Annotated in this window: 26 protein-coding genes and 1 pseudogene; 22 read left to right on the top strand and 5 right to left on the bottom strand. The window is 65.1% G+C overall.

Going from position 1 to position 25,335, the window contains the following annotated elements:
• Nucleotides 1-61 precede the first annotated feature (61 nt).
• The 9 genes from folE to R3280_RS05000 all read left to right on the top strand — a co-directional run bounded on the left by folE (nucleotide 62) and on the right by R3280_RS05000 (nucleotide 7,267).
• Entirely contained in the window at nucleotides 62-700 is a 639-nt protein-coding gene (folE, locus tag R3280_RS05040; protein WP_318997488.1) for a GTP cyclohydrolase I FolE, read from the top strand.
• A gap of 145 nt (nucleotides 701-845) precedes the next feature.
• Entirely contained in the window at nucleotides 846-1,019 is a 174-nt protein-coding gene (napE, locus tag R3280_RS05035) for a periplasmic nitrate reductase, NapE protein (protein WP_318997498.1), read from the top strand.
• 10 nt (nucleotides 1,020-1,029) lie between these two features.
• Nucleotides 1,030-1,509 (top strand): ferredoxin-type protein NapF, encoded by a 480-nt coding sequence (gene napF / locus R3280_RS05030; RefSeq protein WP_318997487.1) that lies wholly within the window; start codon nucleotides 1,030-1,032, stop codon nucleotides 1,507-1,509.
• Nucleotides 1,502-1,795: a chaperone NapD gene (locus R3280_RS05025; RefSeq protein WP_318997486.1), complete on the top strand. Its 294-nt coding sequence runs from the start codon at nucleotides 1,502-1,504 to the stop codon at nucleotides 1,793-1,795. The genes napF and R3280_RS05025 overlap by 8 nt, the downstream gene beginning before the upstream one ends.
• A 42-nt stretch (nucleotides 1,796-1,837) precedes the next feature.
• Nucleotides 1,838-4,342: a periplasmic nitrate reductase subunit alpha gene (napA, locus tag R3280_RS05020; protein WP_318997485.1), complete on the top strand. Its 2,505-nt coding sequence runs from the start codon at nucleotides 1,838-1,840 to the stop codon at nucleotides 4,340-4,342.
• Between the two features lie 11 nt (nucleotides 4,343-4,353).
• Nucleotides 4,354-4,857, top strand: a complete 504-nt coding sequence (locus tag R3280_RS05015; protein ID WP_318997484.1) for a nitrate reductase cytochrome c-type subunit — start codon at nucleotides 4,354-4,356, stop codon at nucleotides 4,855-4,857.
• Nucleotides 4,854-5,453, top strand: a complete 600-nt coding sequence (locus tag R3280_RS05010; protein ID WP_318997483.1) for a cytochrome c3 family protein — start codon at nucleotides 4,854-4,856, stop codon at nucleotides 5,451-5,453. Before R3280_RS05015 ends, R3280_RS05010 begins: the two co-directional genes overlap by 4 nt.
• Before the next feature lie 78 nt (nucleotides 5,454-5,531).
• On the top strand, nucleotides 5,532-6,500 hold the full coding sequence (locus R3280_RS05005; protein ID WP_318997482.1) for an iron ABC transporter permease: 969 nt from the start codon (nucleotides 5,532-5,534) through the stop codon (nucleotides 6,498-6,500).
• Complete coding sequence (locus R3280_RS05000; RefSeq protein ID WP_318997481.1) at nucleotides 6,500-7,267, top strand: ABC transporter ATP-binding protein; 768 nt, start codon at nucleotides 6,500-6,502, stop codon at nucleotides 7,265-7,267. Before R3280_RS05005 ends, R3280_RS05000 begins: the two co-directional genes overlap by 1 nt.
• Nucleotides 7,268-7,284: 17 nt before the next feature.
• Here the strand turns inward: R3280_RS05000 and R3280_RS04995 are convergent, their stop codons facing one another.
• Nucleotides 7,285-7,866: a hypothetical protein gene (locus tag R3280_RS04995; protein WP_318997480.1), complete on the bottom strand. Its 582-nt coding sequence runs from the start codon at nucleotides 7,864-7,866 to the stop codon at nucleotides 7,285-7,287.
• 299 nt (nucleotides 7,867-8,165) lie between these two features.
• On the opposite strand from R3280_RS04995, the pseudogene msrA reads away from it, so the two are divergent.
• Nucleotides 8,166-8,843 (top strand): annotated as a pseudogene (gene msrA / locus R3280_RS04990) (peptide-methionine (S)-S-oxide reductase MsrA); the annotation flags it as partial.
• Nucleotides 8,844-8,953: 110 nt separating this feature from the next.
• Here the strand turns inward: msrA and R3280_RS04985 are convergent.
• The 3 genes from R3280_RS04985 to dctP form a co-directional block, all read right to left on the bottom strand.
• Nucleotides 8,954-10,264 (bottom strand): TRAP transporter large permease subunit, encoded by a 1,311-nt coding sequence (locus R3280_RS04985; protein ID WP_318997479.1) that lies wholly within the window; start codon nucleotides 10,262-10,264, stop codon nucleotides 8,954-8,956.
• Entirely contained in the window at nucleotides 10,254-10,826 is a 573-nt protein-coding gene (locus R3280_RS04980; RefSeq protein WP_318997478.1) for a TRAP transporter small permease subunit, read from the bottom strand. Before R3280_RS04980 ends, R3280_RS04985 begins: the two co-directional genes overlap by 11 nt.
• Before the next feature lie 157 nt (nucleotides 10,827-10,983).
• Nucleotides 10,984-12,030 carry a TRAP transporter substrate-binding protein DctP gene (gene dctP, locus R3280_RS04975; RefSeq protein ID WP_318997477.1) on the bottom strand — a complete coding sequence of 349 codons (1,047 nt, stop codon included), beginning with the start codon at nucleotides 12,028-12,030 and terminating at the stop codon, nucleotides 10,984-10,986.
• Between the two features lie 326 nt (nucleotides 12,031-12,356).
• On the opposite strand from dctP, the gene R3280_RS04970 reads away from it, so the two are divergent.
• On the top strand, nucleotides 12,357-13,112 hold the full coding sequence (locus tag R3280_RS04970) for an enoyl-CoA hydratase/isomerase family protein (RefSeq protein ID WP_318997476.1): 756 nt from the start codon (nucleotides 12,357-12,359) through the stop codon (nucleotides 13,110-13,112).
• On the opposite strand, the gene R3280_RS04965 is transcribed toward R3280_RS04970, so the two are convergent.
• Nucleotides 13,100-14,668: a class I adenylate-forming enzyme family protein gene (locus R3280_RS04965; RefSeq protein ID WP_318997475.1), complete on the bottom strand. Its 1,569-nt coding sequence runs from the start codon at nucleotides 14,666-14,668 to the stop codon at nucleotides 13,100-13,102. The two genes, R3280_RS04970 and R3280_RS04965, sit on opposite strands and share 13 nt — an antisense overlap.
• Nucleotides 14,669-14,834: 166 nt before the next feature.
• Here R3280_RS04965 and R3280_RS04960 point away from each other — a divergent pair, with 166 nt between their 5' ends.
• The 11 genes from R3280_RS04960 (at nucleotide 14,835) to R3280_RS04910 (ending at nucleotide 25,329) form a co-directional block, all read left to right on the top strand.
• Nucleotides 14,835-15,620, top strand: coding sequence for an SDR family oxidoreductase (locus tag R3280_RS04960; RefSeq protein WP_318997474.1), 786 nt, complete (start codon nucleotides 14,835-14,837; stop codon nucleotides 15,618-15,620).
• A complete protein-coding gene (locus R3280_RS04955) occupies nucleotides 15,620-16,066 on the top strand; it encodes a PaaI family thioesterase (protein WP_318997473.1) in 447 nt (148 codons plus the stop codon). The genes R3280_RS04960 and R3280_RS04955 overlap by 1 nt, the downstream gene beginning before the upstream one ends.
• Nucleotides 16,067-16,132: 66 nt before the next feature.
• Nucleotides 16,133-17,347, top strand: a complete 1,215-nt coding sequence (locus R3280_RS04950; protein ID WP_318997472.1) for an acyl-CoA dehydrogenase family protein — start codon at nucleotides 16,133-16,135, stop codon at nucleotides 17,345-17,347.
• Nucleotides 17,348-17,357: 10 nt separating this feature from the next.
• Entirely contained in the window at nucleotides 17,358-18,125 is a 768-nt protein-coding gene (locus tag R3280_RS04945) for an SDR family oxidoreductase (RefSeq protein WP_318997471.1), read from the top strand.
• Between the two features lie 7 nt (nucleotides 18,126-18,132).
• Nucleotides 18,133-19,215 carry a phosphotransferase gene (locus R3280_RS04940; RefSeq protein ID WP_318997470.1) on the top strand — a complete coding sequence of 361 codons (1,083 nt, stop codon included), beginning with the start codon at nucleotides 18,133-18,135 and terminating at the stop codon, nucleotides 19,213-19,215.
• A 14-nt stretch (nucleotides 19,216-19,229) separates the two neighbouring features.
• Nucleotides 19,230-19,991: a 5'/3'-nucleotidase SurE gene (surE, locus tag R3280_RS04935; protein WP_318997469.1), complete on the top strand. Its 762-nt coding sequence runs from the start codon at nucleotides 19,230-19,232 to the stop codon at nucleotides 19,989-19,991.
• A gap of 58 nt (nucleotides 19,992-20,049) precedes the next feature.
• On the top strand, nucleotides 20,050-21,723 hold the full coding sequence (locus tag R3280_RS04930; protein ID WP_318997468.1) for a long-chain fatty acid--CoA ligase: 1,674 nt from the start codon (nucleotides 20,050-20,052) through the stop codon (nucleotides 21,721-21,723).
• Between the two features lie 245 nt (nucleotides 21,724-21,968).
• A complete protein-coding gene (locus R3280_RS04925; protein ID WP_318997467.1) occupies nucleotides 21,969-22,832 on the top strand; it encodes a branched-chain amino acid ABC transporter permease in 864 nt (287 codons plus the stop codon).
• A 2-nt stretch (nucleotides 22,833-22,834) separates the two neighbouring features.
• Nucleotides 22,835-23,875, top strand: coding sequence for a branched-chain amino acid ABC transporter permease (locus R3280_RS04920; protein ID WP_318997466.1), 1,041 nt, complete (start codon nucleotides 22,835-22,837; stop codon nucleotides 23,873-23,875).
• A complete protein-coding gene (locus tag R3280_RS04915; RefSeq protein ID WP_318997465.1) occupies nucleotides 23,868-24,635 on the top strand; it encodes an ABC transporter ATP-binding protein in 768 nt (255 codons plus the stop codon). The genes R3280_RS04920 and R3280_RS04915 overlap by 8 nt, the downstream gene beginning before the upstream one ends.
• Complete coding sequence (locus R3280_RS04910; RefSeq protein ID WP_318997464.1) at nucleotides 24,622-25,329, top strand: ABC transporter ATP-binding protein; 708 nt, start codon at nucleotides 24,622-24,624, stop codon at nucleotides 25,327-25,329. Before R3280_RS04915 ends, R3280_RS04910 begins: the two co-directional genes overlap by 14 nt.
• Nucleotides 25,330-25,335 lie beyond the last annotated feature (6 nt).

The raw sequence follows: 25,335 nt of genomic DNA, 5'->3' as shown, positions 1-25,335 counted from the left end.
TCCGGGAAGGCATTCGTTGACGTATTGACTGGGGTCTGAGCCATCCAGAAGTGAGAAACCCATGCCCAGTCCCGATGCTCTTGCCGTCCAGGCAGCCCTCGCCGAACGCGGTCTGGAAACCCCGATGCACGAGAACGTTCTCGGTCGGGACCAGAAAGTGGCGCGGATCACCGACCTCATGTCCCAGGTAGTGGCCACCCTTGGCCTGGACCTGAACGACGACAGCCTGAGCGGCACGCCGGAGCGGATCGCCCGGATGTACGTGGACGAGGTGTTCTCGGGGCTGGATTACGAACGCTTCCCCAAGATCACCCAGATCGAAAACAAGATGGGTGTGGACGAGATGGTCAAGATCCGCGACATCTCGGTAGTCAGCACCTGCGAGCACCATTTCGTCACCATCGACGGCGTCGCCAAGGTGGCTTACCTGCCGGGCCGGAAGGTCATCGGCCTGTCCAAGATCAACCGCATCGTGCGCTTTTTTGCCCAGCGGCCCCAGGTCCAGGAGCGCCTGACCCATCAGATCCTGGTGGCGCTTCAGACCCTGCTGGAAGTGGAGGACGTGGCGGTGCAGATCCACGCCACCCATTACTGCGTCAAGGCCCGCGGCGTCATGGACGTGGCCTCCAACACCGAGACCACCGCCCTGGGCGGGGTCTTCAAGTCCGACCGGCACCACCGCGCCGAGTTCCTCGCCTGAGCCCGGCCCTCCGGCCGCGTAGCTTCCCGTAGCCCATTCATCGGGTCCGGGGTACACCACCTGTCTGTTTCCAAAGTGACCCATGTCAATTGAAGCGTGGGTCTTCTCTGCTAGGGTTATAGAAGATGCAAACCCGGGGTGGCTTATGGATGATCCTCAGAACCTCTCTGCAACAGAGCGCAAACGGGACGAGCGGCGGCTGTTCATTTTCCTGATCGTTTTCCTGTTCCCCATTCTCGCTGTGGCCGTAGTTGGCGGTTATGGCTTTATCGTCTGGATGTCGCAGCTGTTCCTCGGTCCCCCCGGCCCGCCGGGCTGAGGTGTCTGACATGACCACGGCCCTTTCCAGACGCACCCTGCTGCGGGGCGCCTCCCACGCCCGCCCGGTCCGGCGCCCGCCCTGGACCGGCGACAACCTTACCGACCGGTGCAGCCGGTGCGATGACTGCGTCGCCGCCTGCCCCGAGCAGATTCTTCATCGCGGTGACGGCGGTTTTCCGGAAATCCGCTTTGACCAGGACGGCTGCACTCTCTGCGGTGAGTGCGCACAGGCCTGCCAGGCCGATGTATTCGACCTGGCGCGTCCGGCGTTTCCCTGGTTTGCCGCCATCGGCAGCGACTGCCTGGCCAGTAACAACATCCATTGCCAGAGCTGCCAGGACGCCTGCGACACCCGTGCCATCCGGTTCCGGCCTGCCCTGGCCCGGGTGCCCCAGCCCGACATCGACCCCGACGCCTGCACCGGCTGCGGTGCCTGTGTCGCCGTCTGTCCCAACAACGCCATCCACCTGGAGAAACGCCATGCCTGAGCAATGCCACATCGCCAGCCTGCTGGTCCACGTGCGCCCGGACGCCAGCCAAGGGTTGATGGATTACCTGGCTGCCCACCGTGACATCGAGGTCCACGCCGCCAGTCCCGAGGGCAAGCTGGTACTGGTGGTGGAGCGTTCCCGGCCGGACGGCATCACCGACGCCCTGGAACAGCTGGCCGGCCAGCCCGGCGTGGTCAACTGTGTGCTCATCTACCACGAGAGCATGACCGCGATGGAAGGCGACCAGGTGCTGACGGGCAGCGCCGGCGCGCCCGCCGCCTGACGGCCTTTCGACCGATCAACCGATAACAACAAGGACACTGCCATGAACATGACCCGTCGTGAATTCGCCAAGGCCAACGCCGCCGCTGTGGCCGCCAGTGCCGCGGGGCTGTCCTTGCCTTCGGCCGCCGCCAACCTGATCACCAACGAGGAGCTTACCAAGCTGAAGTGGAGCAAGGCCCCCTGCCGCTTCTGCGGTACCGGCTGCAGCGTCATGGTGGCGACCCGGGACAACCGCATCGTTGCCACCCATGGCGACACCCAGTCCGAGGTCAACCGGGGCCTGAACTGCGTCAAGGGCTATTTCCTCTCCAAGATCCTCTACGGCGGCGACCGCCTGACCCAGCCGCTGCTGCGCAAGCGTGACGGCCAATACCACAAGGACGGCGAATTCGAGCCGGTGAGCTGGGACGAGGCCCTGGACATCATGGCCGAGAAGTTCACCCAGTCCATCCGGGACCATGGGCCGGAGAGTGTCGGCATGTTCGGCTCCGGCCAGTGGACCGTGTGGGAGGGCTACGCCGCCAGCAAGCTGTTCAAGGCCGGCTTCCGCAGCAACAACATCGACCCCAATGCCCGCCACTGCATGGCCTCGGCGGTGGCCGGGTTCATGCGCACGTTCGGCTCCGACGAACCCATGGGGGTCTACAACGACATCGAGAACGCCGACGCCTTCGTGCTCTGGGGCTCCAACATGGCGGAGATGCACCCCATCCTCTGGACCCGGGTCACCGACCGCCGGCTGTCGCACCCGCACGTCCGGGTGGCGGTACTGTCCACCTTCGAGCACCGCAGCTACGACCTGGCGGACATGAAGCTCACCATGACCCCTCACGCCGACATCCCCATCCTCAACTACATCGCCAACCACATCATCCAGACCGGCGCGGTGAACGAGGACTTCGTGCGCCAGCACGTCAGCTTCCACCGCGGTGCCACCGACATCGGCTATGGCCTGCGCCCGGAGGACCCCCGCGAACAACGGGCCGAGAACGCCGACAGTGCCAACAGCTGGACCGACATGTCCTACGAGGAGTTCGTTGAGTACGTCAAACCCTACACCCTGGCGCGGGCGTCGGAGGAATCCGGCATTCCCGAGCGCCGGCTGGAGGAGCTGGCCAGGCTCTACGCCGATCCGGACAAGCGCGTGATGACCTTCTGGACCATGGGGGTGAACCAGCACACCCGCGGGGTCTGGGTGAACAATCTGATCTACAACCTGCACCTGCTCACCGGCAAGATCGCCACCCCCGGCAACAGCCCCTTCTCCCTTACCGGCCAGCCCTCGGCCTGCGGTACCGCGAGGGAAGTGGGCACCTTCGCCCACCGGCTGCCGGCGGACATGGTGGTGACCAATCCCGAGCACCGGGACAAGGCGGAGAAGATCTGGCAAGTGCCGACGGGCACCATCCCCGACAAGCCCGGGTTCCACGCCGTACTGCAGAGCCGGGCCCTCAAGGACGGTGTTCTCAAGGTCTACTGGACCCAGGCTACCAACAACATCCAGGCCGGTCCCAACCTGATGCAGGAAACCCTGCCGGGCTGGCGTAACCCGGAGACGTTCATCATTGTTTCCGACATCTACCCCACCGCCTCGGCCCAGGCCGCCGACCTGATCCTGCCGGCCGCCGGCTGGGTGGAAAAGGAAGGAGCCTACGGCAACGCCGAGCGTCGCACCCAGTTCTGGCACCAACTGGTGAATGCTCCCGGCGAGGCCCGTTCCGACCTCTGGCAGACGGTGTCGCTGGCCCAGCGCATCAAGGTGGCGGACGTCTGGCCGGAAGAGCAGCTCAGCAAGGCCCCGGAGCTGCGTGACAAGACCCTCTACGAGGTGCTTTACCGCAACGGCAACGTCGACCAGTTCGGCCTCGACGATCTGGACCCGGACTACCCCAATGCGGAGGCCGAGGCCTTTGGCTTCTATATCCAGAAGGGGCTGTTCGAGGAGTACCGCCAGTTCGGTCTGGGCAAGGGCAAGGACCTGGCGCCTTTCGACCGCTACCACGAGGTGCGTGGCCTGCGCTGGCCGGTGGTGGACGGTGAGGAAACACTCTGGCGCTATCGCGAGGGCTCCGACCCCTATGTCGAGGCCGGTGCCGGCTTCCAGTTCTACGGCAACCCCCACAACCGTGCCCGCATCTTCGCCCTGCCCCACGAGCCGCCGGCGGAATCGCCGGATGCCGAATTCCCGTTCTGGCTGTCCACCGGCCGGGTGCTGGAGCACTGGCACACCGGTTCCATGACCCAGCGGGTGCCGGAGCTGCACAAGGCGGTGCCCCATGCCCTGGTCTATATGAACATGGAGGATGCCCGGGCCCAGGGCTGGCGCCGGGGCAGCGAGGTCCGGGTAATCAGCCGCCGGGGCGAGGTGCGGTTGCGGGTGGAGACCCGGGGCCGGGTACGAATGCCCCGAGGCGTGGTCTATGTGCCCTTCTTCGACGCCGGCCGGCTGATCAATAAGGTCACCCTGGACGCCACCGACCCCATCTCCAAGCAGACGGATTTCAAGAAGTGCGCCGTCCGTCTTGAACTGGTCAGCCTGGCCTGAGGAGAGCAGCCATGAAACGTTTCCACGGTTTGATGATGGTGCTGGCGCTGCTGGCCGGCGCCGCTCCGGTGCCGGCCCAGGAGGAGATTGCCAGCGTCACCGCTGGAGAGCTCAACGACCCTGCCCCGGATGGCCTGCGACCGGGCGGCACCCTGGCGGACACGCGGCCGGCACCGGAAATCGCCGGCGAGCCCAGGGGCAGTGAGCGCAAAGTGAGAGGTTGGCCGGAGCAGCCGCCGGTGATTCCCCACAGCATTCGGGGTTACCAGCTGGACAAGCGCTACAACCAGTGTCTGTCCTGCCACAGCCGCAACGCCGCGCCCCAGGTAGGTGCCCCCATGGTGAGCGTCACCCACTTCATGGACCGGGAAGGTCAGGTCCGGGCTGCGGTCACGCCCGGGCGCTACTTCTGCACCCAGTGCCACGTGCCCCAGACCGATACCGAGGCCCTGGTGGAGAATGAGTTCAAGTCTGCCGACGAGGTCATCATGGGCGAGGGAGGGCAGGCGCAATGAGGTGGCTGCGGCGAACGCTGGCTTACTACTGGACCCTGCTGAGACGGCCCAGCGTCCACTACAGCCTGGGCTTTCTCACCCTGGGTGGTTTTATCGCTGGTATCCTGTTCTGGGGCGGCTTCAATACCGCCATGGAGGCTACCAACACCGAGCAGTTCTGCATCAGCTGTCACGAGATGTACGCCAACCCCTATCAGGAACTCAAGCCCACCATCCACTACACCAACCGCTCCGGGGTCCGCGCCACCTGCTCCGACTGCCACGTCCCCCACGACTGGACCGACAAGATCGCCCGCAAGATGGAGGCCTCCAAGGAGGTCTGGGGATGGATTTTCGGCACCATCGACACCCGCGAGAAATTCGAGGAGAAGCGGCGCATCCTGGCCGAACGCGAGTGGGCCAGGCTCAAGGCCAATGATTCGCTGGAGTGCCGCAACTGCCACGAGTTCGAGTACATGGACTTCACCCTGCAGGGCGACCGGGCGTCCCGGATGCACGCCAGCGCCCTGGGCGAGGACGGCGACCAGACCTGCATCGACTGCCACAAGGGCATCGCCCACGAACTGCCCAACATGAGCGGGGTCCATCAGCGCTGAGCGCCGCCACCGGCGCCACCCGGTAATGTGGTAAAGTGCCGGTCTTGAATGATCCGGGTGGTGGGGTAACGCACAGCCATGCAAAGACTTTTCCAACCGCTGGCGGTGCTGGGCCTGCTGGCCCTGGCCGCCGTGACGCTGGCGGTCATGGTGGGCAGTGTGCCGCTGGCGGCGCCGGAACTGCTGGCGGTGCTGCAGGGCGGTGGCGACCCCCTGCACCGGACACTGGTTCTGGACCTGCGCCTGCCAAGAGCCCTGGCGGCCTTTGCCACCGGTGGCCTGCTGGCGGTGGCCGGCGCCCTGATGCAGGTGCTGCTGCGCAATCCCCTGGCCGACCCCTATGTACTGGGCATCTCCGGCGGTGCCGCCGTCGGTGCCCTGCTGGCCATGCTGGCGGGCCTGGCGGGCTTGCTGGTATCCGGCTCCGCCTTTGCCGGCGCCTTGCTGTCCACCCTGCTGGTGTTCGGTCTGGCCCACGGCACCGGCAGCTGGACCCCGACCCGCCTGCTGCTCACCGGGGTTGTCGTGGCCGCCGGCTGGGGTGCGGTGATTACCCTGATGCTGGCCATCAGCCCCTCGGAACGCCTGCCCGGCATGCTCTACTGGCTGATGGGGGACCTCACCTACGCCGGCAGCCCGGTAGTGCCGCTGCTCATCCTGCTGGCACTCTGCGTGCTGCTGGTGCCGCTGGGTCGAAGCCTCAACGTGCTGGCCCGGGGCTCGCTCCAGGCTGCGGCCCTGGGGGTGTCGGTACGGCCCCTGGAATGGCTGATCTACCTTCTGGCCAGCCTGGTAACCGCGGTGGCGGTCACCACCGCCGGCAGCATCGGTTTTGTGGGACTGGTGGTGCCCCACCTGCTCAGGCTGGTGCTGGGCAACGACCAGCGCCTGATCCTGCCGGCCTGCGCCCTGGCCGGCGGTGCCCTGCTGGTACTCGCCGACGTGCTTGCCCGTACCCTGATTGCCCCGGAGCAGTTGCCGGTGGGGGTGATCACCGCCCTGCTGGGGGTGCCGGTGTTCCTGCTGTTGCTCTACCGGAGCCGATGATGACCACGCTAACCACAGACACACTGGTGATCGATATTCCCGGCCGCGGTGATGGCTACGGCCTGGACCTGAGCCTGGCGCCGGGCCAGGTGTGGGGAATCCTGGGTCCAAACGGTGCCGGCAAGTCCACCCTGATGCACACCCTGGCGGGTTTGCGGGCGCCCCGTAGCGGCAGGATCCGGCTCGATGGCCAGGCACTCTGGGCGCTGTCGCGGCGCCAGGTGGCGCAACAGCTGGGGCTGCTGTTCCAGGACCACCACGACGGCTTCCCCGCCACCGTGCTGGAAACCGCGCTCATCGGACGTCACCCGTTCCTGTCGCCCTGGCAGTCGGAAACCGCGGACGATCTGCTCCGGGCCCGGGCCGCCTTGGCCAGTCTGGGGCTGGAGGCGCTGGAGCCGCGGTTGGTGAGTACACTGTCCGGCGGAGAGCGTCAGCGCGTGGCACTGGCCACGCTACTGACCCAGGATCCGGCGATCTGGCTGGTGGACGAGCCCACCAACCACCTGGACCTGCACCACCAGGTGGAAGTGATGGCGCTACTGGCGGAGCGGGCACGGCGGGGCCGTACCGTGGTGATGTGCCTGCACGATCTCAACCTGGCGGCCCGCTGGTGTGACCATCTGCTACTGCTTTACCCCAACGGCGATGCCTGCTGGGGCGAGGCCGGCCAGATGCTGGTGCCCGAGGCCCTGGAGCGGCTCTACGGCCAGGCCCTGCAGACCCTGGACATGGACGGCGTGCCGGTGTTCATGCCGAAAGCCTGAGGGCGGGCAGGAGCGGTTTACTGGCTGCCTTCGTCGGTGAGCGTCCGGTCGAGCTGCTGCATGTAGGGCTCGATGGCGCGAACGTCTTCCTGGGGCGCATTGGCCATGGCCTCCACCGATGACACCGCACCCCCCATCATGGACTTCATCTGCTCCTTCTGGGCCGCGGTCAGGTTGGGGTTGTTCTCGATCTGGGCCAGGGCCTGCTCCATCTCCTTCCGCAGGTCCTTGTCCTGGGCGCCCATCTGGCGGGCCACGAAGGCATTGAGGATGCGGTCGCCGATCCGGCTCCACTGCTCAACACCTTCGAAACCGTGCTGCCGGACCACCTGCTCCACCTGGTCGTAAAGCACATGCCCTTCCATCCGGGCGATGGAATCTGAAATCAGCGTGTCCATTCTGGGGAGGCTGGCGGGATCGCCGTTCTCCACCTCCGGTGCGGCGGCCTCGAAATCGGCCTCCAGCGTATGCAGTTCCTTGAGGCTGGCAATGAAGCTCTCGATCTGCAGCTCGGTGAGGGCTTCGGCCCTGGCCAACGTCGCGGTGGCGAACAGCAGGACCAGAACCACTGCGGGGCGGAATCTGGCGAGTAAGGTCATATCACCGTCTCCTTCTGTGAATGGTGGACAGGGCCATGCTCCGGGCCCTTACCTCAACATAATGCCGGGGTGGGCCGACGGCAAGCTCTGCGGCCGTGATGCTCGCTTGGGGTCCATACCCTGCCGCTGCCGTTGGCCGGCTGGTCAGGGCTGGTTCCCGATTGATCCCCCCGTCGCTGTCGTTTCGTAAGCGTTTACAGACCTGGACGTGAACCTTTCGCGCCACACTCAGTCATGACAAACATCAGGGCGACTGGTAAACATCCGGCCGGGGCCCAACAACGGAGGTGATGGTGATGATGACAAGACATCTGACTTGGGCCGCGCTGGCGCTGCTGGCGGGTCTGGCCGGCTGGCAGGCACAGGCGGCTGACAATGCCGACAACGGCAAATATGCCCCCGACGATCCGTCACTGGCGGTGGCCACCTTTGCCGGTGGCTGCTTCTGGTGCGTGGAGGCGGGTTTCGAGAAGATCCCCGGTGTGAAGGAGGCGGTGTCCGGCTACAGCGGTGGTGACGAGAAGGATCCCACCTATAACCAGGTATCCGCCGGCCGGACCGGCCACACCGAAGCGGTGCAGGTCTACTACGATCCCGACGAGATTACCTACAAGGGCCTGCTGCAGGGCTTCTGGCGCATGATGGACCCCACCGACAACCAGGGCCAGTTCGTGGATCGGGGCAAGCAATACCGCCCGGCCATCTTCTACCACAACGCCGAACAGAAGCGGCTGGCGGAGGAGTCCAGACAGGCGCTGATCGAGTCGGACCGCTACCAGCAGCCGGTGGTGATCCCGATCCAGCCTTTCGAGTCCTTCTACGTGGCGGAGGAGTACCACCAGGACTACTACAAGGAAAATCCGGTCCGCTACAACGTCTACACCTTCAACTCCGGCCGCTACCAGTTCATCGAGAAGGTCTGGGGTGAGGACGAGGAGATCGACTACAGCAACTACCACCCCAGCCAGTATGACAATCCCGATGCGGTGGACGGTGTGGTGTCCGGCGAAGGTGCCGGCTGAAGGTTTGGCGGAAACGCTCCGCCGCCGAAGGGGCGCCGGAGCGTTTCCAGCCGGTTACAGCGGACTCAGAAGAACAGGTCCGGCAGGTAGGTGGCAATCTGCGGGAAGATCATGATCAGGATCAGCCCGACAATCTCCACCAGCACGAACGGAATGATGGAGCGATAGATGTCCTTCATGGTGATGTCCGGTGGCACCACCCCCTTCAGGTAGAAGAGGTTGAAGCCGAACGGCGGCGTCATGTAGCCGATCTCCATGTTGATCACAAACAGGATGCCGAACCAGATCGGATCAAAACCCAGCGACTCCACGATGGGCATGAACACGGGCAGGGTGATCAGCATGATGCCCACCGGGTCCAGCACCATGGCCAGCAGGAAGGTGATCAGCAGCATGGCGATGATGATGCCCCAGGGCCCGCCCGGAATGCCCTGCATCAGGCTTTCGATCAGCGCCTGGGCACCCATGCTCTGGTAGGCGGCGCTGAAGGCGTGGGCGGCGAACAGGATCCACATGATCATGCCGGTGAGCTTGAAGGTGCGCACCGAGGCATCGGAGATCAGGTCCCAGCTGAACTTGCGGTACACCAGGGCCGAGATCAGCGAGCCCAGGACCCCCACGGCCGCGGCCTCGGTGGGGGTGGTGATGCCGCCGATGATGGAGCCCAGCACCATCACCACGATCAGGATGGGCAGGATCACCGCCCGCAGGGCCCGGAACTTCTCGGCCCAGGAGGCTTTCTCCTCCGGCCCCAGCGCCGGTGCCAGGTGTGGCTGGAAGTAGCAGCGGATGACGATGTAGCCGATGGTGAGCACCATCAGCAGAATCCCCGGCAGGATACCGGCGGCGAACATCTTGCCCACCGAGACGCCGGTGATCAGCGCGTAAAGGATCATCAGGATGCTGGGCGGGATCAGGATGCCCCAGCCGCCACCGGTGTTGATGCAGCCCAGGGCCATGTTCTTGTCGTAGCCCCTTGCCAGCATCGAGGGCAGGGCGATGGTGCCCATGGCCACCACGGCGGCGCCGCTGATACCGCACATGGCGGCGAAGATGGCGCAGATGAACAGGGTGCCGATGGCCAGGCCGCCCCGCACGCCGCCCCACCACAACTGCATCATGCGGTAGAGGTCATTGGCCACCCCGGTCCGCTCCAGGATCATGGCCATGAACACGAACAGGGGTATCGCCACCAGGGTAAAGCTGCCCATGGTGCCCCAGATCTGGGACGCCACCATGTAGAAGGAGTCAAAACCCCAGGTGAAGTAGAGGAATACCACCGAGACACCGCCCAGCACAAAGGCCAGGGGCAGGCCCAGCAGCAGGAAAAACAGCAGCGAGCCGAAGAACAGCAGGGTCAGGATCTCAATACTCACGACTGCTCTCCTCGGGAATCGGGTGGTCGGTGTCGTCGGCTTCCGGCGCCGGCCGGTAATAGCTCAGGTCGAAGGCAATGGCGATGTCCTCCAGCAGCTTCACCAGCCCCTGCAGCATCAGCAGCGCGGTACCCACCGGGATGGCCAGCTTGACCGGCCAGATCGGCGGGTTCCAGGCGGAGTAGGAGGTTTCCCAGCTGCTGATGGACTCGGCGGCCATCTGGACCCCGAAGTACAGCAGGGCCAGGGTGAAGATGAAAAACACGCTGGAGGTCAGAATATCCACCACCGCCCGTACCCGCGGGCGGAGGTGGCTGTGCAGCAGGTCCACGTTGACATGGCCGCGGTGGGCCATGATGTAACCGCCGGACATGACCGCGTAGATGCCGAACAGCATCTGGGTCAGCTCGTTCGTCCATACGGTGGGGGAGTTCAGCAGGTAGCGGAAACCCACTTCCAGCAACAGAAACACGAACATCCCTGCCACCAGCCAGGCGATCCATCGCCCGATAAGATCATTGAGTCTGGTAACGCCGTTCATGAACGCGGTGAGCGCCCTCATGGCAAACCTCCGGGATGTTGGTGAAGCTCTGGAAAACGCCCTGGGCGCCTGCGATGACAGGGGGTTTTTCAGAGCCTCCTGGATTGTTCAGCAACAGCGCAGGCCGGAGCTTGGGCTGCCCGGCCTGCCTGTAGGCCCCGGAACAGGGGCCGGTCGATTACAGGTAACCCAGCTCTGTCAGGTAACCCTTGAGCATGGTCAGCGCTTCGGCGGCCTTGTCACTGCGCTCACCTTCGGCATCCCACATGGACTGGGCGGTCTCCACGAGACGGGCCTGGACATCAATCGGCATGCGGTTGACCTCAACACCCAGTTCCTCGATGGCCTTGGCCAGGGTGACCCGCTCCTTGTACTGGTACTCGTTGGTGCGGAACCAGAACTGCTCTTCCAGGGCCTGCTTGACGATGGCCTGCATGTCCTCCGGCAGTTTGTCCAGCGCCTTCTGGCTGACGATGATCACGTCGGTACCGGCAATGTTCAGCGGCGGCAGCACGTGGTGCTTGGCCACCTCGTACAGGCCCATACTGTAGGCGCCCTGGGCAGCGCCCCAGTGGGCGCCGTCCACCACGCCGGAATCCAGTGCGGTGTAGAGCTCGCCACCGGGGATGTAGGAAGCGGCGGCGCCGGCCTCGGTGAGGAACTTCTGGAGTGCGCCGGACGAACGGATCTTCAGGCTGGTGAAATCCTCCCAGCTGTTGATGGGCTTCTTGACCACCATCTCGGTGGGGTAGACCTTGTCGGTGGCCCAGTAGACGCCGTACTGCGCGGCCTCGTCCCGAAGCATCTGCTCAAAGCCCAGGCCCTGGTGGAAGTACGCGGCCTCCCAGACATTGCGGAAGGCGAACGGCAGGCCGGAAGCGATGCCGGCCAGGGTCATCTTGTCCTGAGCGTAGGCCGGGGAGATGGTGCCCATTTCAAGGATGCCACGGCTGACCGCATTGAAGGTCTCCTTGGGCTTGAACAACGCGCCGGATTCAAACAGCTGGAGCTCCAGGCGGCCATCGGTGCGTTCTTCCAGCACCCGTTTGAGGCGGCCCAGGCTGTCCTCATAGGAGCTGCTGGAACCGGGCCAGTGGGACTGCACCTTCCAGGTGACTTTGTCGGCGGCGGCGGCCTGGTTGCCCGCCAGTGCGACGCCCAGCCCCAGGGTCAGGGCGGAGGCGTAGAGGGTCAGTTTGCTACGGAATAGGGAAAGCGTGTTCATGCGATGGCCTCTTTGTTGTTGTGCGAGTGCTCTGAGTTTTATCGTATACGTTTTGCTGTGCGGAATTCTTGGTTGCAGAACGAATCTGAATTCTTGGAATTTATCACACAGACACCCATTTGCAATACCCGAATCGGCTTCGTCTCCAACCTGGGCGACCCCCGGGAGGACTCGGGTCACAGCGCTGACAGGTGCTGCTACTCCGTCAGCATAGATCAGTCCGGAGCCAGGTGCCGTTGCGGGTACGCCAAGACGCCGCGCCGCTGGCATAGCCACGCCTTCTGTGAAACCCTGTTTTGTAAAACCTCGAAAACAGGCTGAGCATCATGATTCAAGTGGAACAGGAATCCGGCGTGGCTCATCTGACCATCGCCCGCCCCGAGAAGAGGAACGCCCTGACCCGGGCCATGTACCAGGCCCTGGCGGATGCATTGGACCTGGCCGCGGACGATGAGTCGGTCCATGCCATCGTCATTTCCGGTCAAGGGGGCCAGTTCACCGCCGGCAACGACCTGGACGATTTCCGCGCCCGTGCCACCGCCGACAACCCCGAGCCCTCGGCCGGGCTGGCGTTCATCGAGCGTCTGATGGCCTGTGATACACCGGTGATTGCGGCGGTGGAGGGCTTGGCCATCGGTATCGGCACCACGCTGCTGCTGCACTGCGACTGGGTGGTTGCGGCCGAATCGGCGGTGTTCCGCACGCCCTTCGTTGACCTGGGTCTGTGTCCTGAGGCGGCCTCCACCGTCACCATGCCCTTGCACCTGGGCTTCCGCCAGGCTGCCGGCTTGCTATTGATGGGGGAAACCCTGACCGCGGTCCCGGCCCGGGACTGCGGCCTGGTCAGTGTGGTGGTGGCGGACGGCGAGGCCACCGTCGAGGCCCTGGCCCGGGCCCGGGATCTTGCCCGCAAGCCGCGGCAGGCGCTGCGCACCAGCAAGCGGCTACTGAAGGCGCCCTGGCAGGAACTGACGGTGCAGGCCCTCAACCGGGAACGCGACACCTTTGCCGACCGTCTGCGCTCGGACGATTGCCGCCGGGCCCTGGATCGCCTGCCTGGCGGCAGCGCTCAGCGCCAGTAAGGCTCCTTCAGCTCCCGCTTGAGCACCTTGCCGATGGTGCTGCGGGGCAGTTGCTCCCGGAACTCGATGGCGGACAGGCGCTGGGCCTTGCCCAGGCGCTGGTTCGCCCAGTCCAGCAGTTCGGCCTCGCTGGTGGCTGCGCCGGGGCGCATCTCCACCAGGCCCAGCGGGGTCTCGCCCCACTGCTCGCTGGGAACGCCGATGACCGCCACGTCCGCCACGTCGGGATGGCCCAGCAGGATTTTCTCCAGGTCCACCGCATAGATGTTGAAACCGCCGGAGATGATCATGTCCTTGCGCCGGTCCAGGATGGTGAGAAAACCATCCTGATCGAGCCGTCCCATGTCGCCGCTGCGGTAGAACACCAGGCCCTCGGGGCTGCGCCAGAGCATCTCCCGGGTCTGTTCTTCGCGGTTGTAGTAGCCCCGCATCATGGCGCCGGCGCGCCCCACGATCTCGCCGGTCCTGCCAACCGGCAGCTCGCGGCCCTGGTCATCGATGATGCGCACTTCCGAGCCTTCGGTGGGCCGGCCCACGGTGTCCCATTTGTCAGGGTGGGCGGCGCAGTCGAGGCTGGTGGAGATGCCCCCCTCGGTGAGGCCGTAGACCTCCCGCAGGTTGCCGGGCCAGCGGGCCATGGCGTCGGAAATCACCGCCGCCCGCAGGGGCGCACTGGTGGACAGCTTGAGCTGGAAACTGGACAGGTCGAAGCGGTCGAATTCCGGATCCGCCAGGATGCGCTGGTATTGCACCGGCACCAGCATGGCATGGCTGACCCGATGGTGCTCCGCCAGCTCCAGGAAGCGGCGGGCGTCGAACTTGGCCATCAGCACCAGGGTGCCGCCATTGAACAGGGTGGGCAGCACCGACACCAGGGTGGTGTTGGAATACAGCGGCGTACTGACCAGGTTGATGCAGTCCCGGTCCAGGCCGTAGGTGGTCATGCGGCGGATCTGCCGGGCGCGGAAGCGGTAGTCGTGCAGGATGCCCTTGGGCGTGCCGGTGGTGCCGGAGCTGTAGATGATGTTGAAGGCGTCATCCAGGGTTACCGGTGCCGGCGCCGTGGTGGCCGGTGTGTCCGCCAGCCAGTCGTCCAGGTCCTGGTCGCTGTCCGCCGGCCGGAAGCCGAGTCCGATGCGATTTTCCGGCGGTACCCGTTGCAGCTGCGCCCGGCACTGCTCCAGCAGCGCCTGGTTGCGGCGGGAGACGAACAGGAAACGGGTGTCGCAGTCGTTGATCATCAGCGCCAGGGTCTCGCCGCTGGCCATGCCGGACAGCGGCACCATGCAGCCGCCGGCGGTGAGGGTGCCGAGGAACAGCGCCACGTAGTCGGCGCTGTTCTCCGACAGTCCCGCCACCGTGTCGCCGGCTTCCAGGCCGGCGGCCCGCAGACGGTTGGCGATGCGGTTGCTGCGGGCCACCAGCTCACCCCAGGTCAGACTGCCCTGCTCATCCACCAGCGCCAGTTTGCGAGGCTGGTGACGGGCCAGGTACTGCAGGCGTTCGCCGAAGGATTCCAGGGTTTCGGTGTCGTTCAGCGGTGCATGTACCGGCATTTGACGGATGATTGCTTGCATTTTCGCCTACTAATTCAAAGTATGTTTTGTCTAGTGAAATTAATTTCCGTTTATATTGACTCAAAACCGGAAGCCGTGACAAATTAAATGCAGCTTTGGGTCCGGAGTCCCGCCAACAAGAAACTGAGAACCACAGGAGCATCCCATGATGCGTTTCAGCGAACGGGTGGCGATTGTCACCGGCGCCGGCAGTGGCATTGGCCAGGCCACCGCGTTGCGGCTGGCCCGGGAAGGTGCCCGGCTGGTGATCATCGACCAGTCCGAGGCCGGTCTGGTGGAAACCGAAGGCATGCTGCCGGAAGGCAGTGAAGTCCTGCGCCGGGTGATGGATGTCTCCGACGAGGCCCAGGTGGAGGCGGTGGTGGCCGACGCCCTCAAGCAGTTCCAGCGCATTGACGTGCTCTGCAACAACGCTGGCATCGCCGGCCGCCACCCGCCCATCACCGACCAGGACCGCTCCGAGTGGGACCGTATCCTCGGGGTCAACCTGATCGGGCCCATGCTGTTCATCAAGCATGTGGCGCCCCATATGCAGGCGCGCCGCCTGGGCGCCATCGTCAATACCGCCTCGGTGGCGGGCATCCGCTCCGGCGCCGGTGGCAACGCCTACAGCGCCTCCAAGGCCGGCGTCATCAACCTCACCATGACCGCCGCCTGCGACCTGGGGGGTGACAACGTGCGGGTCAACGCGGTCTGCCCGGGCCTGGTGGAAACCGGCATGACCCGGCCCATCTTCGAGTATGCCCGTGCCAACGAAAAGGCCCACAAACTGGGCGCCCGTGCCGAGCTGCGCCGATATGGCGCGCCGGAGGAGATCGCCGCTGCTATCCTGTTCCTTGTCAGCGACGATGCCAGTTTCATCACCGGCCAGGCGCTGGCGGTGGATGGCGGCAACACCGCCTCCCTCAACCTGCCGGGGATGAAAGTGTGATGAGCGACAACTCCGACCGGCCGTTCATTTCCGGCGGCCAGGACCTGCCGGGCTTCCATCGCTTGCTGGGCTATCGCCAGGTGGCCTGGGACGAGACCACCGCCACCATCGAGCTGGAGCTTCGGCCCGAGCACCTTAACCTGGGCGGCGTGGTGCATGGCGGGGTGCTCACCTCGCTGCTGGACATCGCCCTGGCCGAGGCCGGGACCTACTGCCCGTTCCCCGGCCGCATGCGCAAGGCCATCACTCTGTCGTTGACCACCACCTTCACCGGCCAGTGCTCCGGCGGGGTAATCCGGGTCACCGGCGAGAAGCGCGCCGGCGGCAGCCGCATCTTCAACAGTACCGGCGAGGTCCGGGATGCCGACGGCAACCTGCTGGCCATCGCCGAGGGCACCTACCGGCTGCGCTCCGGCAGCGAGAGCCCGGAGGGCGTGCCCATCTAGCCCTTCCGCAGCCCCGACAACCGGCTTTTATAGAGGCCGCACCCGACCACAACAGAGGCCAACACCATGTTTGAACTGTCCGATAAAGCCAAGCAGCTGCGCCAGCAGGTCATCGACTTCATGGCGGAGTACGTCTACCCCAACGAGCACCTGCACCACGAGCAGATCAATGAGGGCAACCGCTGGGAGCCGACCCCGATCCTCGAGGAGCTCAAGGGCAAGGCCAAGGCCGCCGGCCTGTGGAACCTGTTCCTGCCGGAGAGCGAGTTCGGTGCCGGTCTGACCAACTTTGAGTATGCCCACCTGTGCGAGGTGATGGGCCGCTCCCACATGGCACCGGAAGTGTTCAACTGCTCGGCGCCGGATACCGGCAACATGGAAGTGCTGGCCCGCTACGGCAGCAAGGAGCACCAGGACCGGTGGCTAAAGCCGCTGCTCGATGGCGAGATCCGCTCCTGCTTCTCCATGACCGAGCCGGGCGTGGCTTCCTCCGATGCCACCAACATCGCCACCGAGATCCGCCGTGAGGGGGACGAGTACGTGGTCAACGGCCGCAAGTGGTGGTCCTCCGGCGCCATGACCACCACCTGCAAGATCGCCATCGTGATGGGCAAGACCGACCCCGGGGCCGCCCGCCACCAGCAGCAGTCGATGATCCTGGTACCGCTGGACACCCCGGGGGTGAAGATCGAGCGCCCGCTCACGGTGTTTGGTTACGACCACGCGCCCCACGGCCACGCCGAGATCCACTATGACAATGTCCGGGTGCCGGCCGCCAACATCCTCCTGGGCGAGGGCCGTGGCTTCGAGATCGCCCAGGGCCGCCTGGGGCCGGGCCGCATCCACCACTGCATGCGCACCATCGGGGTTGCCGAACGCGCACTGGAGGCCATGTGCCAGCGGGTCCACGAGCGCGAGGCCTTCGGCAAACAGCTGGTGCGTTTCGACTCCATCCGCAAAGACATCGCCCGCTCGCGCCTGGAGATCGAGCAGGCCCGGCTGCTGACCCTGAAGGCGGCCCACATGATGGACACCGTCGGTAACAAGGTGGCGCGCCAGGAAATCGCCATGATCAAGGTGGTGGCGCCCAACATGGCGCTCAACGTACTGGACCGCTCGATGCAGGCCCATGGCGCCCTGGGCGTGAGTCAGGACAGCTTCCTGGCGGCGGCCTGGGCCCACGTGCGGACCCTGCGCTTTGCCGATGGCCCGGACGAGGTCCATCTGGACAGCATTGCCAAGATCGAGCTGCGGGACTACCCGAAAGCCAGCAACGCGTGAGGACAGTGACATGACCAATCCCCTTTTCGACATGACTGGCAAGGTCGCCCTGATCACCGGTTCCACCAAGGGCATCGGCCGTGCCATCGCCGAGGAGATGGCACGCTGTGGCGCCCGGGTGGTGATCTCCAGCCGCAAGGCCGAGGCCTGTGAACAGGTGGCCGGCGAACTCAAGGCCCAGGGTTTCGAGGCCATCGCCGTGCCCTGCCACGTCGGCAGGAAAGCGGATCTGCAGAACCTGGTGGACAAGACCCTGGAAACCTGGGGCCGCATAGACACTCTGGTGTGCAATGCCGCCACCAACCCAGTTTACGGTCCCACCCAGGAGATGACCGACGAGGCCTGGGACAAGATCATGGACACCAACGTCAAGGGCACCTTCTGGCTTACCCAGATGGTACTGCCCCACATGGCGGAGCGCGGCGACGGCAATGTCATCCTGCTGTCCAGCATTGCCGGTATTCGCGGCAATACCGTGATCGGCACCTACGGCGTGTCCAAGGCCGCCGAGGCCGCACTGGCCCGCAACCTGGCGGTGGAGTGGGGGCCGCGGGGTATCCGGGTGAACTCGATCGCGCCGGGGCTGGTGCGGACCGACTTCGCCAAGGCCCTGGTGGACGATCCGGTGCGGGTCAAGCGCGCCGAGGAAAAGACCCCGCTGCGCCGCATCGGTGAGCCGGTGGACATCGCCGGCCTGGCGGTATTCCTGGCCACCCCGGCCAGTGCCTATATCACCGGCCAGGTGATCGTCGCCGATGGCGGCGAGACCGTAGGGTGAGGGCGGCATGAAACTCAAGACCATGGAACCCAACCTGGTGCCGGTGCTGGACGCCCATCGTTTCGACGAGGTGCGGCTGCTGGACTGGCTACAGCAGGCCATGCCGGGCACCGGTAACGAACTCGGGATCAAGCAGTTCCAGGGTGGCCAGTCCAACCCCACCTTCATGCTGGAAACCGCGGCCGGACGCTATGTGCTGCGCAAGAAACCGCCTGGCAAGACCCTGCCGTCGGCCCACATGGTGGAGCGGGAGTACCGCGTGATCCGGGCGCTGTCGCAGCATACTGAAGTGCCGGTGCCCACCGCCCGGGTACTGTGCGAGGACAGCGCGGTCATCGGTACGCCCTTCTACGTCATGGACTTCATGCCGGGCCGGGTGGTCAGCCATCCCGCCCTGACCGCCCTGGGCCCGGAGGAACGCCGCCCGGTCCACCATGCCGCGATGGACACCCTGGCGCAGCTGCATTCGGTGGACGTGAACGCCGTCGGGCTGGCGGACTTCGGTCGCCCGGAAGGCTACGTCGCCCGCCAGGTGGCGCGCTGGAGCAAGCAGTACCAGGCCTCCCAAACCGACGAGATGCCCGCCATGGACAAGCTCATGGCCTGGCTGCCGGACCACCTGCCCGCCAGCGACGAATGCGCCATTGCCCACGGCGACTACCGCCTGGGCAATCTGATGCTGGCACCGGACAAGCCGGAGGTGGTGGCGATCCTGGACTGGGAGCTGTCCACCCTCGGCCATCCGCTGGCGGACCTGGCGTACTATTGCCTGCCCTACCACCTGCCGGCGGGCCTGGAGGGCTCCCGGGGCCTGGTGGGGGAGAACCTGGACGAGCTGGGTGTGCCCGGCGAGCAGGAGGTGATCCAGCGTTATTGCGAGCAGAGCGGCCGCGCCGGCATCGCCGACTGGCATGTGTTCCTGGCGTTCTCGCTGTTCCGGCTGGCGGCCATCCTGCAGGGGGTCTATGCCCGCGCCCTGGCGGGCAACGCCGCCAACGCCGATGCCCTGGAGGTGGGCAAACGGGCCCATGTGCTGGCGGACATCGGCTGGCAGATTGCCCAGCGCGGGCGCAAGGGGACCGGCCAATGAGCAGGACCCCGCTGATGAAACGCATTTTGATCACCAACGACGACGGCATCGCGGCCCCGGGCCTGGCGGTGCTGGCGGACATCGCCCGCGAGCTTGCCGAGGAGGTCTGGATCGTGGCGCCGGAGCACGACCGCAGCGGTGCCGGCCAGAGCATCACCCTGTCGCACCCGCTGCGGGCCTACCGCCATGGCCACAACCGCTACGCCATTTCCGGCAACCCCGCCGACTGCGTGCTGTTCGCGCTGGCGGAATGGTTCGGCGAGACCCCGCCGGACCTGGTGCTGTCGGGGGTCAACACCGGCGCCAATATCAGCGATTCGGTGCAGTACTCGGGCACGGTGGGGGCGGTGCTGACCGCCGAGCACATGGGCATTCCGGCCATCGCCCTGAGCCAGGCCTACCTCACCCGCGCCGGCCTGGACTGGTCGCCGGTGGCGACCTGGGGCGAGCGGGTCATCCGCAAGCTCTGGCGGGCGCCGGACCAGGGCCGCTGCTGCTGGAACGTGAATTTCCCGGCGTGTGGAAGCGGCGAGGTCACCGGCGTGCGCTGGGCGCGCCAGTCCACCGGCTCGATCCAGCGCACCCGGCTGCTGGCAGGCGAAGACGGTCGCAACCTGCCCTACTGGTGGCTCAGCTTCGAACGCAGCTCCCGGCACATCGTCACTCCGGACGCCGATGTCACGGTGTTGCGGGAGAACGCCATCGCGGTGTCGCCGCTGCGCAGCGAGGACACCCTGCCGGACGGCGCCACCGAGTACCGGCTGGACACACTTTGACCGTTGCCGCCCGCGGCATGGTCGGGCGGCACGCGACGGAAGACACAGGAGAACAACAATGACGTTCACAAGACACCATCAGGTCTGGCCCAAGGAACTGCCCAAGACCATGACGCTGCCCCGGACCAGCGTTTTCACCAACCTGGAGATTTCCGCCCGGCGTTTCCCGGACCACACCGCCATCATCTTCTACGACAGCAAACTGACCTACCGTGAACTGCTGGACGAGGTGGAGGCGCTGGCGGGCTACCTGCAAAGCCAGGGCGTGGCGAAGGGCGACCGGGTGCTGCTGTATATGCAGAACTCGCCCCAGTATGTGATCAGCTACTACGCCATCCTGCGGGCCGATGCGGTAGTGATTCCGGTCAATCCGATGAATCGCCACGCCGAACTCGAGCACTACATTGCCGATACCGGTGCCGAACTCTGCCTGGCCGGCCAGGAGCTGGCCGGGTTCATTGCGCCGCTGCTGGAAACCACTCACTTGCGTCACCTGGTGGTGGCGGCCTACAGCAGCTACCTCCGTACCGAAACCGACCTGGCGCTGCCGCCGGAGGTGGCCGCCCCCATGCAGCCGCTGAAGACGCCGGGCTGCATCAGCTGGGAGGATGCCCTCAACGGCAACTACCGGCCCGGTGAACACACTGCAGGGCCCGATGACCTGGCGGTGATTCCCTACAGCTCCGGCACCACCGGCGCGCCCAAGGGCTGCATGCACGTGCACCGGGCGGTGATGGCCACGGCGGTGCACCGGGCGTTCTGGAACCTGAGCACCGCCGACACGGTGCAACTGGCAACGCTGCCGTTCTTCCACGTCACCGGCATGCAGGGCTCGATGAACAGCCCGATCTATTCCGGCTCCACCAGTGTCATCATGACCCGCTGGGACCGCACGGTGGCGGCCAAGCTGATCGAGCGCTACCGGGTCACCGGCTGGACCAACATCGTCACCATGGCGGTGGACTTCCTCTCCAATCCGGAGATAGGCCAGTACGACCTGTCCAGCCTCAACACCATAGGCGGGGGCGGCGCCGCCATGCCGGAAGCCATTGCCGGCAAGCTCCACAACCTGACCGGGCTGGACTACATTGAGGGCTATGGCCTGTCCGAGACCATGGCCGCCACCCACATCAACCCGCCCAACCGGCCCAAGGCCCAGTGCCTGGGTATCCCGGTGTTCGATGTGGACGCCCGCATCATCGATGTGGACACCCTTGCGGAGAAGGGGCCGGGCGAGGTGGGGGAGATCGTCAGCCATGGCCCGCAGGTGACTGTGGGCTACTGGAAGCGGCCGGCGGAAACCGACGCGGCCTTCATCGAGCTGGACGGCACGCGCTTCTTCCGCACCGGCGACCTGGGCTATTACGACGAAGAGGGCTACTTCTTCATGGTGGACCGGGTCAAACGCATGATCAACGCGTCCGGTTTCAAGGTCTGGCCATCGGAGGTGGAGAGCCTGATGTACCGCCACCCGGCGATCCGGGAGTGCTGCGTGATCTCATCCCCGCATCCGCGCCGGGGCGAGACGGTCAAGGCCTGCATCGTGCTGACTCCGGAAGCCGAGGACCAGACCACGGCGGAGGCCATCTCGGCCTGGTGCAAGGAAGAGATGGCCGCCTACAAGGTGCCCGAGATCATCGAATTCGTGCCCGAGCTGCCCAAATCCCCCACCGGCAAGCTGATGTGGCGGGCGCTCCAGGATGCAGAGTGGAAACGCGCCGGCAACGCCTGAACCGGCTTGGCCGGAGGACCGTGAGGGGCGGCCTGCAGGGCTGCTACTGTTTCAATAAAACTCACCAATCGTGCTATAAAGTCCGCAGAGCGGAATTATATTCTGTCTATTGACAGGAAAAGCTCACGATGTAATCTGAAGTCAGAGGTGGGTTCCTGCCGGAGCCACCACCAAGCCGTTGCCGCGGACAACCCGCGGCAACGCTCAATAACCCCCGATAACAACAATGCCACGGGAGGCTGATCTTGAATCTTTTCTTCCAGCAGGTGGTCAACGGGCTGACCCTGGGGAGCATCTACGGTCTCGTAGCCCTCGGCCTGACGCTCGTCTACGGCATCCTGCATATCCCGAACTTTGCCCACGGTGCGCTCTACATGGTGGGCGCCTTCATGTCCTACTTCCTGATGGTCGACATCGGTGTCCACTACTGGCTTGCCATGGCCGGTTCCGCGGTCATCGTGGCAGTGCTGGCCATCATCTGTGAGCGCCTGGTCTTCCACCCGCTGCGCAACTCCCCACCGATCCACGACAAGATCGCCGCCATCGGCATCCTGCTGTTCCTGGAAGCCGTGGTGCAGATGTTCTGGGGCTCGGATTTCCGTCGCATGGCGTCGCCCTTCACCGGCATCATGAACTTCGACGGCCTGATCATTCCCGAGCAGCGGGCGCTGATCATCATCGGCGCGGTAGTGCTGGTGGTGGCGCTGCACCTGTTCCTGCGCAAGACCATGACCGGCGCCACCATCATCGCCATGGCGCAGAACCGTGAAGGCGCCTTCCTGGTGGGCATCGACGCCAACCGGGTGGCAATGATGACCTTTGCCATCTCCGGCGCGCTGGCGGCCATCGCGGCAACGCTCTATGCCCCCATCAACCTGGTCTACCCGGCCATGGGCCACCTGGTGATCATGAAGGCGTTCGTGATCATCATCCTCGGTGGCATGGGCAGTATCCCCGGTGCCATTGCCGGCGGCATGATCATCGGCTTTGCCGAGGCCTTCGGCGGTTTCTACATCTCCACCGCCTACAAGGACATCATTGCCTTCGGCCTGCTGGTGTTCATCCTGTCTGTCCGTCCGCAAGGGCTGTTCGCGAAGGGGGCGCACTGATCATGCTATTGAAACTTGCTTCCCTGCTGATGACCCCGGCGGCCAAGATCGCCCTGCTGATCCTGGCGTTGGTCTTTCCGTTGGTGGCCGCCAACGAATACCAGGTCTACGTCATGGCAACGGCGTTCGTCTGGGCCATTGCCGTCTACGGCCTGAACATCATCACCGGCTACTGTGGTCAGCTCAACCTGGCCCACGGCGGCTTTTTCGCCATCGGCGCCTACACCCTGGGCCTGCTCACTTCCGACTACGCCTGGAGCTTCTGGCCGGCGTTCCTGGCGGCGCTGGTGATGACGGCCTTCCTGGGTTTCCTGGTAGGGGTGGTCTCGCTGCGGCTGAAAGAGCATTACTTTGCCATCTTCACCCTGTGCGTGGGGTTCATCATCTATCTGGTGCTGGACAAGTGGGAGGAACTCACCCACGGCCCCATAGGCGTGCGGGACATCGCCGCGCCCAACGGCTTCGGCCTGGTGGACTTCACCGAGACCACACCCTTCTACTACCTGGTGCTGGCCTTCCTGGTGTTCGCCATCTGGTTCATGGGGCGGCTGTCGCGCTCGCTTCTGGGGCGCACCTTCCTGGCCATCCGCAACGGTGACCAGCTGGCCGAGTCCCTGGGCATCAACCTGATGCGCAACAAGGTGCTGGCGTTCGTGCTGTCCACCACCTACGCCGGCCTGGCCGGTGCGCTCTACGCCGGCATGGTGCGGTTCATTGGCCCGGAAGAGGCCAACATCAACCACACCTTCGACATGATCACCTACCTGCTGGTGGGTGGTATCGGCACGCTGTCGGGACCTTTGCTGGGTACCCTCGGCATCGTCTGGATCACCCAGTCGCTGCAGTTCCTGGAGGAGTACCGGATGATCATCTTCGGGCCGCTGCTGGTGATCCTGGTGATCTTCTTCCCCCGCGGCATCGTGGGCTCCTTCCTGACCTGGATGCACCAGAAGATGCAGGCGCTCAGACCGGCGGACAAGCACAAGGAGAGCAAAGTCAGCGATGACACCCTGACCAAGCGGGAGGCCGACAGCAATGCTTGAGGTAAGCAATCTCACCAAACGGTTTGGCGGCCTGGCGGCGGTCAACGATGTCTCGGTGCGTTTCGAGGCCAATAAGGTCAATGCCATCATCGGGCCCAACGGCGCCGGCAAGAGCACCTTCTTCAACCTGATCGCCGGCACCCACAAGCCCACCTCCGGGCGCATTGTGCTGGATGGGGTCGACATCACCGAGGAGCCCTGTGACCAGATCGCCCGGCTGGGGGTGGCCCGCACCTTCCAGACCACCAACCTGTTCGAGCAGGCCACGGTGCTGGACAACCTTATCGTCGGGCACCGGCTGCGTACCCGCTCCGGCCTCTGGGACGTGCTGATCAACTCCAAACGCCTGCAGCGGGAAGAGAAGGCCAGCCGCGACAAGGCCCGGGAGGTGCTGGATTTCGTCGGCCTGTCCCATGTCGAGAACCGCTTCATCGCCGATGTCACGCAGGAGGAGCGCAAGCGCGTGGCCTTTGCCCTGGCCCTCGCCACCGATCCCAAGATCGTGCTGCTGGACGAACCGGCCGCCGGCGTCAATCCGGAGGAGACCGAGGGCCTGGCGGACCTGATGCGCAAGATGGTCAAGTCCGGCCTTACCGTCTGCCTGATCGAACACAAGATGGACATGATCATGGGCATAGCCGACAAGATCATGGTGCTGGACCACGGCGAGAAGATCTCCGAGGGCACACCGGAGCAGGTCAGGAACGACCCGGTCGTGATCGAAGCCTACCTGGGGAGTGATGACGATGCTGCAGCTTAATAACGTTGATGTCTGCTACGGCAGCTTCAAGGCCCTCAACAACATCGCCATGACCGTGGAAACCGGCGAGCTGGTGGTGTTGCTGGGCGCCAACGGCGCCGGCAAGAGTTCACTGTTCAACACCATCAGCGGACTGAACCGGCCCACCCGGGGTGAAATCGCCTTTGGCGGCCGCCGTATCGACGGCCTCAAACCCAGCGCGGTGGTGGAGGCGGGCGTGGTGCAGTGCGCCGAGGGCCGCAAGCTGTTCCCGCAGATGAGCGTGCAGGAGAACCTGATGATGGGCGCCTACGTGCACCGGCGCGACAAGCAGGGCAACCGCCAGCGCCTGCGGGAGATGTACGAGCTGTATCCGATCCTGGAGGAGAAGAAGGACCAGCCCGCCGGGAGTCTGTCCGGCGGCCAGCAGCAGATGGTGGCCATTGGCCGCGCCATGATGGGCCGTCCCAGGCTGCTGATGCTGGACGAGCCTTCGCTGGGGCTGGCGCCGCTGGTGGTCCGGCAGATGTTCGAAACAATCCAGAAGATCAACGGCCTTGGCACCACGGTGCTGCTGGCCGAGCAGAATGCGTTTGCGGCACTGAAGATTGCCACACGGGCCTACGTGATGGAGAACGGACAACTGGTCATGGAAGGCGACCGCGAGACCATGCTGGGCAATGAGAACGTCCGCAAGGCGTATATCGGGGCCTGAGGGGGG

It is taken from the genome of Marinobacter sp., from assembly GCF_033722195.1.
In the GTDB taxonomy this organism is placed as follows: Bacteria; Pseudomonadota; Gammaproteobacteria; order Pseudomonadales; family Oleiphilaceae; genus Marinobacter.
Note: the sequence above shows the minus strand (reverse complement) of the source record. Positions and strands in the feature narration are given on the sequence as shown.